The sequence below is a fragment of the Rhodopseudomonas parapalustris genome (assembly GCF_053772255.1).
In genome coordinates, this window is the sequence record NZ_JAMKBZ010000003.1 from 122,191 (window position 1) to 135,225 (window position 13,035).

General features: G+C 63.7%; 13 protein-coding genes and 1 tRNA gene. 1 reads left to right on the forward strand and 13 read right to left on the reverse strand.

What is annotated here, in order from left to right; translation table 11 throughout:
• Window positions 1-15: 15 nt before the first annotated feature.
• The 10 genes from M9H71_RS04065 to M9H71_RS04110 form a co-directional block, all read right to left on the reverse strand.
• The gene (locus M9H71_RS04065) at window positions 16-375 is read right to left on the reverse strand and encodes a hypothetical protein (RefSeq protein WP_455403809.1); all 360 of its coding nucleotides are present in this window, start codon (window positions 373-375) and stop codon (window positions 16-18) included.
• Between the two features lie 121 nt (window positions 376-496).
• On the reverse strand, window positions 497-1,039 hold the full coding sequence (locus M9H71_RS04070) for an N-acetyltransferase family protein (protein WP_455403810.1): 543 nt from the start codon (window positions 1,037-1,039) through the stop codon (window positions 497-499).
• Window positions 1,040-1,068: 29 nt separating this feature from the next.
• Window positions 1,069-3,426 carry an Orn/Lys/Arg family decarboxylase gene (locus tag M9H71_RS04075; protein ID WP_455403811.1) on the reverse strand — a complete coding sequence of 786 codons (2,358 nt, stop codon included), beginning with the start codon at window positions 3,424-3,426 and terminating at the stop codon, window positions 1,069-1,071.
• A gap of 392 nt (window positions 3,427-3,818) precedes the next feature.
• Window positions 3,819-3,894: transfer RNA gene (locus M9H71_RS04080), tRNA-Lys, on the reverse strand.
• Between the two features lie 324 nt (window positions 3,895-4,218).
• A complete protein-coding gene (locus M9H71_RS04085) occupies window positions 4,219-4,833 on the reverse strand; it encodes a Spy/CpxP family protein refolding chaperone (RefSeq protein ID WP_455403812.1) in 615 nt (204 codons plus the stop codon).
• 130 nt (window positions 4,834-4,963) lie between these two features.
• A complete protein-coding gene (locus tag M9H71_RS04090; RefSeq protein WP_455403813.1) occupies window positions 4,964-6,256 on the reverse strand; it encodes a TRAP transporter large permease in 1,293 nt (430 codons plus the stop codon).
• Window positions 6,253-6,810 carry a TRAP transporter small permease gene (locus tag M9H71_RS04095; protein WP_455403814.1) on the reverse strand — a complete coding sequence of 186 codons (558 nt, stop codon included), beginning with the start codon at window positions 6,808-6,810 and terminating at the stop codon, window positions 6,253-6,255. The genes M9H71_RS04090 and M9H71_RS04095 overlap by 4 nt, the downstream gene beginning before the upstream one ends.
• 62 nt (window positions 6,811-6,872) lie before the next feature.
• Window positions 6,873-7,865, reverse strand: coding sequence for a TRAP transporter substrate-binding protein (locus tag M9H71_RS04100; protein ID WP_455403815.1), 993 nt, complete (start codon window positions 7,863-7,865; stop codon window positions 6,873-6,875).
• Window positions 7,866-8,089: 224 nt separating this feature from the next.
• A complete protein-coding gene (locus tag M9H71_RS04105; protein WP_455403816.1) occupies window positions 8,090-9,664 on the reverse strand; it encodes a 2-isopropylmalate synthase in 1,575 nt (524 codons plus the stop codon).
• A gap of 96 nt (window positions 9,665-9,760) precedes the next feature.
• Window positions 9,761-9,913 (reverse strand): hypothetical protein, encoded by a 153-nt coding sequence (locus M9H71_RS04110; protein WP_455403817.1) that lies wholly within the window; start codon window positions 9,911-9,913, stop codon window positions 9,761-9,763.
• Between the two features lie 249 nt (window positions 9,914-10,162).
• Here M9H71_RS04110 and bioB point away from each other — a divergent pair, with 249 nt between their 5' ends.
• Entirely contained in the window at window positions 10,163-11,173 is a 1,011-nt protein-coding gene (gene bioB, locus M9H71_RS04115) for a biotin synthase BioB (protein WP_455403818.1), read from the forward strand.
• 186 nt (window positions 11,174-11,359) lie between these two features.
• Here bioB and M9H71_RS04120 read toward each other — a convergent pair whose 3' ends face one another.
• The 3 genes from M9H71_RS04120 to M9H71_RS04130 all read right to left on the reverse strand — a co-directional run bounded on the left by M9H71_RS04120 (window position 11,360) and on the right by M9H71_RS04130 (window position 13,029).
• The gene (locus M9H71_RS04120) at window positions 11,360-11,854 is read right to left on the reverse strand and encodes a GNAT family N-acetyltransferase (RefSeq protein ID WP_455403819.1); all 495 of its coding nucleotides are present in this window, start codon (window positions 11,852-11,854) and stop codon (window positions 11,360-11,362) included.
• A gap of 2 nt (window positions 11,855-11,856) precedes the next feature.
• On the reverse strand, window positions 11,857-12,141 hold the full coding sequence (locus tag M9H71_RS04125) for a type II toxin-antitoxin system TacA family antitoxin (RefSeq protein ID WP_455403820.1): 285 nt from the start codon (window positions 12,139-12,141) through the stop codon (window positions 11,857-11,859).
• Between the two features lie 171 nt (window positions 12,142-12,312).
• Entirely contained in the window at window positions 12,313-13,029 is a 717-nt protein-coding gene (locus M9H71_RS04130) for an NUDIX hydrolase (RefSeq protein ID WP_455403821.1), read from the reverse strand.
• Window positions 13,030-13,035: the final 6 nt, after the last annotated feature.

Sequence of the window (13,035 nt, forward strand, 5' to 3'; positions counted from 1 at the left end):
GCCCAGCGGTCATGTTCAGATCAGAGCTTTCGGTGGCGGGGGGTCGATGACGCGCAGGATGCTGTTGCGCTCGGCATCCTGGTGTACGGCCGTTTCACCGGCCACTAGATCTGCGACAGCCGTACCGCCCGGGCTCGGCAGCGACACCGAGAAGCAGCCGTGACAATGATGCTCGCCCGCGATCACGTTGTCGGAATGATCGGCGCCAGAGGACGCCATTGTCACGATCGCCGTTGCGGAACCAGTGGTTAGATCGAGACCGCAAATGCCATGCAAGGCTCCCGCAACAAGGTACGTCGCCAGCACGAGCACAGCGATCGCACGGCGCGAAATGCGCAGCGAGCGATGCCGGAAGATGCGGGCGAACAGCGGCACGGTGTCTCTCATGGGTCGAGGCAAGCGGATAACACGCAGTTCGCATCGATGTCGATCCGCAATAACGTAACACAATCGCGGCGGATCGATCTGTCGCAGCCGTGGAACCCGCTGCGCTCGGTCACACCACCGGAGGCATCGTCGCGCCTGCGCCGAGCGAGCGCTGCACCATCACCGTATCGGCCCAGCGTCCGTAACGATAAGCGACGCCGGGGAGCCGCCCAACGGTGGCGAAGCCGAAACTGTGGTGAAGACCGAGGGACGCGGTGTTGTCGGCGTCGATATAGCCGATCATCTGACGGAAGCCGGCCGCGGCACAGGCATCGATCAGCTCGCGCATCAGGTCCCTGCCGATGCCGCGGCCGAGATGATCCGGATGCACATAGATCGAATGCTTGACCGTGTGGCGATAGGCGGGCCGCTTCCGAAACAGCACGACGTAGGCATAGCCCACCACGGCCCCGCCGCGGATCGCCACCAGATGCGGGAAGCGGCGGTTGCGCAAGTTCTTGCGCCGCTCCTTGAGGTCGTCGGGTTGCGGCGTACCGTGGTCGTCGATCCCTTCGTCGAGACCGCGCCGGATGTAGTAGCGATAGATGTCGAGCATCGCCTCGACATCGCCGTCGTGCGACGGACGGATCAGGATCGGCAAAACGCTGTCCACGGCAACTCCGACAGATGCAGGCGAGCTGACTATTCGGCCACGACGTAGGTGTAGAGGCGAACACGCCCAGCTTCGTCGGCCTCACGATAGACGCCCTGGATTTCGACATCGAAGCCGGGGAATTCGTTGAAGCTGCGCTCGAACATCTGCAAGTAATCGAGCATCGGCTTGGCCCGCTCGCTCAGCCGCTCGCCGGGCACGATGGTCGCAATTCCGGGCGGATAGACTACGAACGGCGTGGTGGCGATCCGGCCCGCGATCTGGCTGATCGGCAGATAATCGACGTCGTTGCGCACCAAGAAGCGCGCCGCGGCGTGCGGCGACATCGCGATCTCGGGAAGATGTTCGGGCAGGAATTGCTTGGCTTGCAGCGCGCTGACGTCGGCGTCTCGGAAAAACCGATGCATCTGCCCGCACAAATCGCGCAGCCGCACGCCGGCATAGCGCGCCGGCCGGCGCCGGCAGAATTCCGGTATCACGTCTTCGAGCAGCGCGTTGTCGTCGTGCAGCTTCTTGAACGCGACCAGCCCGCTGATCAGCGTGCCGGCCTTGCTCGCCTCGACGCCCGGCGTCAGCAGAAACAGCAGCGAGTTGAGATCGTTCTTCTCTGGCACGATGCGGTTCTCGCGCAGATATTGCGCGACTACTGGCGCCGGCACACCGTGCTCGGCGTAGCGGCCGGTGGCCCGATCGAAGCCGGGCGTCAGCAACGTCAGCTTGTTCGGGTCGGTCATGGCAAAGCCCGGCGCCATGTCGGCGAAGCCATGCCAGGCGGCGCCCGGCGCGATCCTCCAGAACGCCGGATCGGTCGCGAGCTGATCGGTGCTCACCGCCTCCCAGGCGACGTCGTGCACCGCGCCCTCGCGCGCGGCGTCCGCGATCGTCACCCGATCCGGCACGAACGGATCGAAGAACCAGCGCCGTTCCGGCCGCGCTTCCTTCTCCTCGAACTCCCTCCGCACGGCGCGGATCTTCTTGCGCAGCTCGATGCCGAGCCGGATAGTATCGTCCCACAGCACTTCGCCGGAGCGGCCCTTCATCATCTGCGCGCCGACATCGAGCGAGGCGAACAGCGGATAGAACGGCGACGTCGAGGCGTGCTGCATGAAGCTCTCGTTGAAACGCCGATGCTCCACCCGCCGCTTCTGGCCACGGATGTGGCGATCCTTGATGTGGATCTGCGACGCCTGCGAGAAGCTGGCGAGCTGCTTGTGGGTCGACTGCGTCGCGATGATCCCCGGCGCATCGTCACCGAGATTCGCCAGCCCCATCGCGAAGCGGCCCGCATACAACGGATGAAACTTCATGAAGCCGGCCCAGGCTTCGTCGAACAGGATGTAGTCGCACAGGTGCCCGATGCGGCGCAGGATCATCTCGGCGCTGTGAATGGTGCCGTCATAGGTGCACTGCTCGACCACGGCGACGCGGAACGGGCGCGGCTTGCGCCACGCTTCCGGGTCCTTGACCAATGGATGGCTGCGAATGCGTTCGCGCAGCGCCTCTTCATCCAGTGCGTCCCACGCCATCGGCCCGATCAGCCCCCAGGCATTGCGGACGGTCGGAATGTAGACGGGAATCCCGCCACCCATCATCAGCGCGCCGTGATGCGCCGCCTTGTGATTGTTGCGATCGAACAGGACGAGGTCGCCGTCGGTGACGAGCGCGCCGAGCGCGACCTTGTTGGAAGTCGAGGTGCCGTTGAGCACGAAGTAAGTCTTCTCGGCGCCGAAGATCTGCGCAGCTTCCTTCTGCGCACGCAGCGCCGGCCCTTCGTGGGTCAACAGATCGCCGAGATCGAGCACCGAATTGTCGAGGTCGTCGCGAAACACCGCCTCGCCGAGATGCTCGATGAACACCCGGCCGATCGGACTGCGGCTGTAGAACATGCCGCCGTTGTGGCCGGGGCAGGTCCAGAGCTGGTTGCCCTCCTCCGCGTAGTCGACCAGCGCGCCGAAGAACGGCGTCTTCAGCGTGTCGGCATATTGCTTCAGCCGGCTGATCAGATTGCGGGCGATGAAGGTCGGCGTCTCTTCGGAGAGAAAGACGTAGCCGTCGATGAAATCCAGCACCTCGACCGGCACTTCCTCGAACCGCTTGCGGCGGATCAACAGCACGATCGGGAAATCCAGACCGCGCCGGCGCATCAGGTTGATCAGCGCGGCGGTCTTGCCCTCGAGCCCCTTCTTGCCCCAATCGACCACCATGCAGCCGATCGCGGCGTCGGTCTGCACCGCGATCTCGGCATCTTCGAGCTTGCGTGCCTTGACGATCTCGAAGCCGGAGCGCTCGATCTCGGCGACAATCTGGTTGAACCGAAGCCCTTCGAGATCATCCGCGTCGAAGGTGGGAGCCGAGAACAGAAAGGTGAAGCGCCTGAAATAGTCCATGAGGGTGCCCGATTGAGTTGCCGTCACTCTGTCGCCGCGTTGTGTGACAGCGTGGTGACGCGAACCGCCGATGCGCCGGATGGCGCGCGGTCGGCTGCGACAGCCAACGGCGAACACGGCGGATTGGTTCGACCCCCATGGGCTTCTGCTGCGAGTTTACGAGGTCGCAATGCGGACGAAGAACTCCTGCGCGCTAATCGCCCGGTCCCAAGATCACCGAGACGGCCGAGCACATCGCGCCGACCTGACGGGCCGCGGACAAATGCGTCACCCGCGCCGCCTGATGTCGGTTGAACATCGATGAGATCGTGGAAGTGATGCACGCAGATGTGGCATGAAGACACCACCGGCGCCGACCCTTTGATGCAAATTCGCGACTTCAAGGGTGGCTTTGGTGGGCGCACCAGGGCTCGAACCTGGGACCCGCTGATTAAGAGTCAGCTGCTCTACCAACTGAGCTATGCGCCCGCAGCCGTTTCGGCTGGGTCCCTTGCGGGGACGGCGTCGTTTAGCAAAGCCGACCCGTGATGTCCAGCAATGCAGGCGACTTTTTTCAGTTCTGTGACGAGAAACTTCGGCGCGTAAAAACCGCTGCCGGTCCAGAGTGTTTCAAGGCGACGAGACCGCGCCTGGACGTGCGCTGATGCGCACGGCCCTTGCTCGAAACCGACGGACGCGGCGGTGGGATCGCTGGACCGCCCCGCTCGTGCTGCGCCGAGGGCGCATGGCAAGTCGGCAAAGCGAGGCTCCGGCGAGCATAGAGGCCCGCCGGAGCCTGTTCTGAATGGAGCCTCAGAGCCTGCTCGGGCCGTCGCCATCGTCCATCGGGCCGCCGCGGTCCATCATCGGGCCGCGGTCGCGGTCGCCGCGATCACCGCGATCCCAACGCGGGCCGCGCTCATCGTCGCGGTTGCCATCACGGTGCATGAAACGGTGATGATGGTGGCGCCAGCCGAAGCCGCCCTCCATCCGGGTCAGCACGCGCAGCCGGCGTTTCTGGCCGTCGTCGAGCGACTTGTAGAGCGGGTCGGCCGCGTCGGCGATCCTCTTCATCGCAGCCGCGGTCGCAGCCATCGAATCGGCGCGGTCGCGCAGCCGCATCACCGGATCGCCGTCGCGCGGATCGCGGTCGTCGTCGCGGGATTTCATCCGCGCCTCGGCGCGGTCGATCCGGAGCTTGACCAGATCCTTCACCGCGGCCTCGACCGGCGGCCACAGCTTTTCCTGATCCGGGGAGAGCCGCAGCCCAGCCTTCACGGCCGCGATCTTGGCGTCGGCGAACGCGCTACGATCCTGAGCGTCGAACGCGTGCCGGCCATGATCGAACCAGCCGCGATGCTCGGCAAAAGCCGCCGTCGAACCGGCGAACACCAGCGCAGCGACGCCGGCGAGCAGAACCTTCTTCATGGCAACCTCCTCTGGAAGGGTAGCCGTGAAGATGGGTCCACGCCGCGCCGCAATCAACTTAAGGTTTGGAAAGGAAGCGTTTCGTTCACGAGTTGAAACAAAGCGCTTCCCATCCGAAACAAACCCGCCGCTACTTGATCGCGCTGCCGAATAATAGATCTGGCAGGAAGGTCGAGATGATCGGCACGTATGTGATCAGGATCAGGAAGCTCAGCAGCACCATCAGCCAGGGCAGCGCCGCCTTCACCACCTGCATCAATGGCATGCCGGTGATACCGGATGCCACGAACAGGTTGAGCCCGACCGGTGGCGTCACCAGCCCGATCTCCATGTTCACGACATAGACGATGCCGAGGTGGATCGGATCGATCCCGAGCTGCATCGCGGTCGGAAACAGGATCGGCGCGGTGATCAGCACGATCGCCGTCGGATCCATGAAGTTGCCGGCGACCAGCAGGATGATGTTGACGATCAGCAGGAAGTGCCAGGGCGACAATTGCGCGTCGGTGATCAGCCGGGCGATGTCCTGCGGTATCTGCGCGGTGGTCAGCACATGGCCGAACAGGAACGCGTTGCAGATGATGAACATCAGCATCACCGACACCCGGCCGGAATCCAGCAGCACCTGCGGCACGTCGGTGATCTTCAGATCACGATAGATGAACACCGCCGCGATGAAGGCGTAGACCGCGGCGACCGCAGCCGCTTCGGTCGGAGTGAACACGCCGCCGTAGATGCCGCCCATCACGATGAAGATCAGCAGCAGGCCCCACAGTGCCTCACGGAACAGGGTCAGCCGCTCGCGCCACGGCACCTTCGGCTGCCGGGGAAGCTTCTTGATCCGCGCCGCGACGTAGATCGCGACCATCAGCCCGAGACCGAGCAGCAATCCCGGGACCACGCCGGCGATGAACAGCCGGCCGACCGAGGATTCGGTCGCCGCCGCGTACACCACCATCACGATGGACGGCGGAATCAGGATGCCGAGCGTGCCGGCGTTGACGATCACGCCGGTGGCGAACGCCTGGGTGTAGCCGACCCGCACCATGCCGGCGATCACGATCGAACCGATCGCCACCACGGTGGCCGGCGACGAGCCCGACACCGCTGCGAACAGCATACAGGCCAGCACCGATGCGATCGCCAGGCCGCCGGGCAGATGCCCGACCGCGGCGATCGCGAAATTGATCATCCGCTTGGCGACGCCGCCGGTGGTGAGGAAGTTACCGGCCAGGATGAAGAACGGGATCGCCAGCAGCGTGAACTGCTCGGTGGTCTGGAAGAACTTTAGCGACAGCGACGCCAGGCTGTCGTTCTGGAACAACAGAATGGTGAGGATCGAGGATAGGCCGAGCGAAATCGCGATCGGCATGCCGATCAGCAGAAAACTGAACAGCGAAGCGAACAGGAAAATGGTGTTCATCGCTGCACCGTCGTGGCGTCGAGTTCGGGATGGTGTTGGACGTGGTGGACCGCTTCGCGCGCCTCGTCGGCGAGCTCGTAACCGTTCGAGCGACCGGTGACGATGCGCCAGCCCATCTCGATCAGCCGGACGGCGAGCGCAAGGAAGCCGAGCGGCAGGCAGAGCGACAGGATCCAGCGCTTGATCGGAATGTCTTCGGCCTCGACGTCGATGATCATCAGCCGGTTGATGTAGTCGTAGGAGCCGTAGATCATCAGCCCGGCGTAGAGCAGCGCCAGCGCCACCACCAGCAGGCCGACGGCGCGCCGGCCGTTGCGCGGCAGCAGATTGACGACCGCATCGACGCCGATATGCGCGCGCACCCGCACGCAATAGGCGATGCCGATCATGACGAGCCAGGCGAACAGATAGAAATTCGCCTCGAGAGCCCAGATGAAGCCGGAGTTGAAGCCGTAGCGCAGGACGACCTGAACGAAGGTCAATATAGTCATCACGCCGAGGATCAGAGCGATCAGCCCCTCCTCGACGCGGTGGAACATCTTCCGCAGCGACACGACTCCCCCCTATGTCCGTCCGGACGACGTCGGCCGCGGATCACCGCGGCCGACGCGTTGGATCAGTTCGACTTGTTCGATGCAACTGCGGCTTCGATCAGGTCCTTGCCGATCGCGCCTTCGAACTTGGCCCAGACCGGCTTCATCGCCTCGACCCACTTGGCGCGCTGCTCGGGGGTGAGCTGATGAATCTTGCTGGTACCGGCGGCCTGGATCTTCTGCTTGGCCTCTTCGTTCAGCTTGTTGGCAATGTCGTTGTTGACCTTGGTGGCCTCGTCCATCGCCTTCTTCAGCTCACCCTGAATGTCCTTGGGCAGGCCGTTCCACCACTTGGCATTGACGACGACCATGTAGTCGATCACGCCATGGTTGGATTCGGTGATATCCTTCTGCACCTCGTAGAACTTCTGGGAGAAGATGTTGGACCAGGTGTTCTCCTGGCCGTCGACGGTGCCGACCTGCAGCGCCTGATACACTTCCGAGAAGGCGAGCTTCTGCGGCACGGCGCCGAGTTGCTGGAACTGGGCGGCGAGGATATCGGAGGCCTGGATGCGGAACTTGAGGCCCTTGGCATCTTCCGGCAGCAGCAGCGGCTTGTTGGCCGAGATCTGCTTCATGCCGTTGTGCCAGTAGGCGAGACCGAGGAAGTTCTTGGCTTCCATCGACTTCAGCAGATCCTGCCCGGCCTTGCCTTCCTGGAAGCGGTCGACGGCGTCGATGTCGTTGAACAGGAACGGCAGGTCGAACAACTGGATCTTCTTGGTGAACTTGTCGAACTTCGACAGTGACGGCGCGATGAATTGCACGTCGCCGAGTGCGACCGCTTCCATCTCCTTGGCGTCGCCGAACAACTGCGAGTTCGGATAGACTTCGACCTTGACCTTGCCGTTCGTGTACTTCTCGGCCAGCTCCTTGAACTTGAGCGCGGCCTGACCCTTCGGGGTATGTTCCGCCACCACATGGCTGAACTTGATGACCATCGGCGACTGCGCGGCGGCCGGGCTTACCAGCCCGAGCACGGCGATCGATGCGAGTGCGAAAATGGATTTACGCATGTTTTCTCCCGATTCCTTTTGAGGAACGCACCCGCGTCCCTGCCCCGTTCGATTACCAGCCGCACCAATACAGAGAAGCACTACGAAAGGCTATTGCCCCTTCGCAGGGGCGTCGTCAACAACTGCCGCAGTGCGAAAAAAGGGCGATGCACAACGGCATCGCCCTTTCGAGTCGTTCCAGAAGTTGTAGCTGTCAGCCGCGGTTGTGCGACTTAATTGCGCAATCAGCCAGCCACCGCCACGGTCGTCGCGTCCTCTCGGACGCTGCGCTGGCGCTTGGCAACGATCTTGTTGAGCGCGCCCAGATAAGCCTTCGCCGACGCCACCAGGGTATCCGGATCGGCGGCGCGGGCGGTCATCGAACGGCCCTCGTGGCTGAGCCGCACGGAGACTTCCGCCTGCGCGTCGGTGCCTTCAGTCACGGCATGCACCTGATACAGCTCCAGCTTGGCGTCGTGCGGCACCAGCGCCTTGATGCAGTTGAACACCGCATCTACCGGGCCGTTACCTTCAGCCTCTTCGATCCGGACCTGGCCGTCGACATCCAGCTTCATGGTGGCGCGCTGCGGACCATGGGTCCCGGCGATCACCGTCAGCGACATCAGCTTGATCTGGTCCTGACCGTGCAGCAGTTGCTCGTCGACCAGTGCCTCGATGTCCTCGTCGTAGACGTCCTTCTTGCGGTCGGCCAAAGCCTTGAACCGCACGAACACGTCCTCGATCTGGTTCCGCGACAATTTGTAGCCGAGGTCCTCCAGTTTGTGGATCAAGCCGGCGCGGCCGGAGTGCTTGCCCATCACCAGGGAGGTGCCCTTCACGCCCACCGTCTCCGGCGTCATGATCTCGTAGGTCTGAGCGTTCTTGATCATGCCATCCTGGTGGATGCCGCTCTCGTGCGCGAACGCGTTCCGGCCGACGATCGCCTTGTTGTACTGCACCGGGAACGAGGTCGCGGCCGACACCGTCTTGGAGGCGTGGGTCAGCATCGTGGTCTCGATCCGGTTCCAATACGGCAACTTGTCCTGCCGCACCCGCATCGCCATCACTAGCTCTTCCAGCGCGGCATTGCCGGCGCGCTCGCCGATGCCGTTGATGGTGCATTCGATCTGGCGTGCGCCGCCGGCGACACCGGCCATCGAATTGGCCACCGCCATGCCGAGGTCGTTATGGCAGTGGACCGAGAATCGCGCCTTGTCGGCGTTCGGCACGGTTTCACGAACCTTACGGAACAGCTCGCGATATTCCTCAGGCACTGCATAGCCGACCGTATCCGGCAGGTTGATGGTGGTGGCGCCCGCCTTGATCGCCGCCTCGATGCAGCGGCACAGGAAGTCGAATTCGGTGCGGGTGGCGTCCTCCGCCGACCACTCGACGTCGTCGGTGTGGTTGCGCGCGCGAGTGACCGACGAGATCACCATCTCGTACACCTGCGCGGCCTCCATCTGCAGCTTGTACTTCATGTGCACCGGCGAGGTGGACAGGAAGGTATGGATGCGGCCGCGCTCGGCCGGCTTGATCGCCTCGGCGCAGCGGTCGATGTCCTTGTGGGCCGCGCGGGACAACCCACAAATCACCGAGTTCTTCGAGCGCTTGGCGATCTCGTGCACCGCTTCGAAGTCACCATCGGAGGCAAACGGGTAGCCGGCCTCGATGACGTCGACGCCCATATCGTCGAGCATCCGGGCGACGTTCAGCTTCTCCTCGAACGTCATGGTGGCGCCGGGGCACTGCTCGCCGTCGCGCAAGGTGGTGTCGAAAATGATGACGCGGTCCTGCTCGGACTGGGTGGTGGTGGTCATGAAAAATGTCCTTTGGTCGGGGCGCCGCGCGGGCGCATGAGGGGCTGGCTGTCGTGCGATCCCCTGAGTGCCCAGGCAAAGCTGCCCAGACGGCCCTCAGGGGCGGCTAAGAAGCAGCAGCCCGCCAAGCGCGAGGGTTTCGAGCGCGAGGGTCGAGATCAGCGCGGTCGGAATCGCGGACGCGGCGAAGACCGCCGTTCCTTCCATCCCGATGCTCGCGCGACCCATCGTCATTCCCGACACCTTCATGGCCCGATCGTCGTCGACATCTCTTGAGAGAAGGTTGACGCAAGTGTCCGACGGACCGAACAGTTAATCTTGTAAACGACCTCGCCACCGTTTCGCAACGCCAAATCATGGTCAAAACCCGCGATAAAGCGTCAGAAACACTGACCTAAACCATGGTCGGGTTGGCGATGCACCGCCGTGGGTTTCTTCACCCGCCGAAACCGCTTATGGCTGTCCCCCAGCCGAACGACCCCGACCGGAGCACCTGCTTTGAACTCGATCGCCCATTCCACGCTCGCCGCCGCCAGCCCCACCATCCGCCACGACTGGACCCGCGAGGAAGCGGCGGCGATCTACAACGCGCCTTTCGCCGATCTGATGTTCCGGGCGCAGACCATCCACCGCCAGAGCTTCGATCCCAATCAGGTCCAGTGCAATCAGCTGCTCAACGTCAAGACCGGCGGCTGCGCCGAGGATTGCGGCTATTGCAGCCAGTCGGCCCATCACGACACCGCCCTGCCCGCCTCCAAGCTGATGGAGCCGGCCAAGGTGATCGAGGCCGCCAAGGCGGCGCGCGACGCCGGCGCGACGCGCTACTGCATGGGCGCGGCATGGCGCTCGCCGAAAGAGCGCGACATGGCTCCGATCATCGAGATGGTGAAGGGGGTCAAGGCGCTCGGCATGGAAGCCTGCATGACGCTCGGCATGCTGAGCGACGATCAGGCCAAGCAGCTCGCCGACGCCGGTCTCGATTACTACAACCACAACGTCGACACCTCCGAGGAATTCTATTCCTCCGTGGTGAAGACTCGCAGCTACTCGGACCGTCTCGATACGCTGGAGAAGGTCCACGACGCCGGCATCAAGGTTTGCTGCGGCGGCATCCTCGGCCTCGGCGAGAAGCCGACCGATCGTGTCGAGATGCTGCGCACGCTCGCCAACCTGCCGCAGCACCCGGAGAGCGTGCCGATCAACATGCTGATCCCGATCGAAGGCACCCCGATCGCCAAGACCGCGACGCCGGTCGATCCCTTCGAATTCGTCCGCACCATCGCGCTGGCACGGATCATGATGCCGAAATCGGATGTCCGCCTCGCCGCCGGCCGCACCGCGATGAGCGACGAGATGCAGGCGATGTGCTTCCTCGCCGGCGCCAACTCAATCTTCATCGGCGACACCCTGCTGACCACCCCGAACCCGGGCGACAGCAAGGACCGCATGCTGTTCAATCGCCTCGGCATCACCCCGCGCGACGACCTCGGCGTCCACGCGCACGGCTGAGAGGCAGGCGCCACGAACACGACATCGTGCTGAGCGTCGTCGATGGCCTCATGGTTCGAGACGGCGCTTTGCACCCGGCGCGTTCGCGGCAGTGGCGCAACTGCTCATCGACGAAAAGTTCTCGCTGTTCGCCAGATGAGTAGCGGGTAGCACCGTCGACACGGAACGTGGCGACGTCTTTCTTGTTCAGAGGCTCTTCAAATCCTTGATAAGCGCGAACAGATGCAGCGGATCGGTCGGAGACGGCTGGAAGTCGAACCGCTCATAGAACGATCGTGCGGCCTCGTTCTTGGCATGAACCACAAGCGCGCGAACGCCGGCAATGTCAGCCACTTGCAGCGTGCGCAGGACGGCGTCGCGCAACAGCCCCGCGCCAATTCTCTTTCCCTGCCACTGCCGGCTTACCCCGAGCCGGGCCAGAAGCATGACCGGAACAGGATGCCGGGCCAGACCCTTGGTTAGCCGTTCCGGCGCGCCCTCATAGCGAACCTCTCCGACAACAAGCGTGTAAAAGCCGGCGATGGCATCGTCATCCGCAAGGCCGACATAAGTCTGCGAGGCGTTCGCCATCTGGTTCGGCAGTGCGAAGCGAACCAGAAAACGATTCAGTCCGTCCTCGCCGCAATCAAATGTCTCGACGGCGTGACGGCGGTGCAACTTTTCGATGTGAAAGCCCGTCACGCCTACTTGCCGTGCACAAACACGCCCGGCTCTTCCAACAGCTTGCGCAGCCGCGGCAGATCTCGCGGTGGCGCATCCAGCGCGGCGACGAAGGCTTTCCACTTCTCCGGGGGAAGCTGGAAAACGCGACGGTCGGCAAGAGCTTCCTCGGCGCGGCCGAGGGCGCTCTCGAGCACAAAGTCACTCAGGGAGCGGCGCTGCGCTTGTGCAGCCGCCGTCAGGGTATGCTTGGCCTCCGCCGTCAGGCGAAGATCGAGCTTTTCGGTGCGGTTGATGCGTGGGGCCATGATGCGGTCTCCTGAACGTACCCTGCCGATGCGCCAGACATTGTCAAGACATTTTGCACACAGCGCGATATATCCCCGCCGCTGCGGCCCCGCCCTCGGATCTCGGCGTGTTGTCATTGGCGACTTCGGCGATGAGTGCAGCGACGTCAGGATATGACCGGCCGATAGCTACTAATCATCGCCGCGCAGCAACATCGTCAGGTAGGTGGTGACGAAGCGCGGCATCGTCGGCAGGAAGTCGTCTTTCGAGCGCACCAGATGGACGCGGCTGAACTCCGGCTCCTCCTCCCGCGCCAGATACGCCTCGATCCGTGCCTTCAGCGCATCGCTGGGCAAATAGACGTCGAGGATCCGCAGCATCGCCACCAGCGGACCGGCCTCGACGCAGTGCCAATGATCGGCCGCGCGATAGTCGGACCGCACCAATCCGGTTTCCTCCTTGACCTCGCGCGTCACGCTGGCGGCGATGTCGAGGCGGTGGTTGCGGACGTCGGACAAATCGGGCGTGCCGCCGGCGAAATACACCTTGCCGGCGTTGGCGGTGTGCGCGCCCATCTCGCCCAGCACGATCGCGCCGTCAGCGGCCCGGATCACCCCCATGCCGAAGCCGTTGAACACGGACGGGTCGGGAAAGTCCCAATCCCGCCAGGACAGGAAGCTGGCGTAGTCGACCTCGAAATACTCGGCACTAAAGCTGCCGCCGTCGAACCGCGGCAGGCGGCCGAGCAGCACGCGGCCGTTCCACAATTTCGGCTGCGCGACCTGGCGCTCGGCAAAATGCGCATCGATCTCGGCGCGGCGCTTGTCGGCAAACGGCCAGGCAAAGCCGCTGACCCACAGATCGAGATTGTTCACCCGATGGATCGTGACGGGCCCAGGATCGATCACGCACGC

What these genes read in the sequence shown, in the direction of transcription:
- M9H71_RS04110 (WP_455403817.1), bottom strand. Translation starts at nt 9,913, where the DNA reads ATGAAGGTGTCGGGAATGACGATGGGTCGCGCGAGCATCGGGATGGAA.
- M9H71_RS04125 (WP_455403820.1), bottom strand. Translation starts at nt 12,141, where the DNA reads ATGGCCCCACGCATCAACCGCACCGAAAAGCTCGATCTTCGCCTGACG.
- M9H71_RS04090 (WP_455403813.1), bottom strand. Translation starts at nt 6,256, where the DNA reads ATGAACACCATTTTCCTGTTCGCTTCGCTGTTCAGTTTTCTGCTGATC.
- M9H71_RS04075 (WP_455403811.1), bottom strand. Translation starts at nt 3,426, where the DNA reads ATGGACTATTTCAGGCGCTTCACCTTTCTGTTCTCGGCTCCCACCTTC.
- M9H71_RS04105 (WP_455403816.1), bottom strand. Translation starts at nt 9,664, where the DNA reads ATGACCACCACCACCCAGTCCGAGCAGGACCGCGTCATCATTTTCGAC.
- M9H71_RS04100 (WP_455403815.1), bottom strand. Translation starts at nt 7,865, where the DNA reads ATGCGTAAATCCATTTTCGCACTCGCATCGATCGCCGTGCTCGGGCTG.
- M9H71_RS04085 (WP_455403812.1), bottom strand. Translation starts at nt 4,833, where the DNA reads ATGAAGAAGGTTCTGCTCGCCGGCGTCGCTGCGCTGGTGTTCGCCGGT.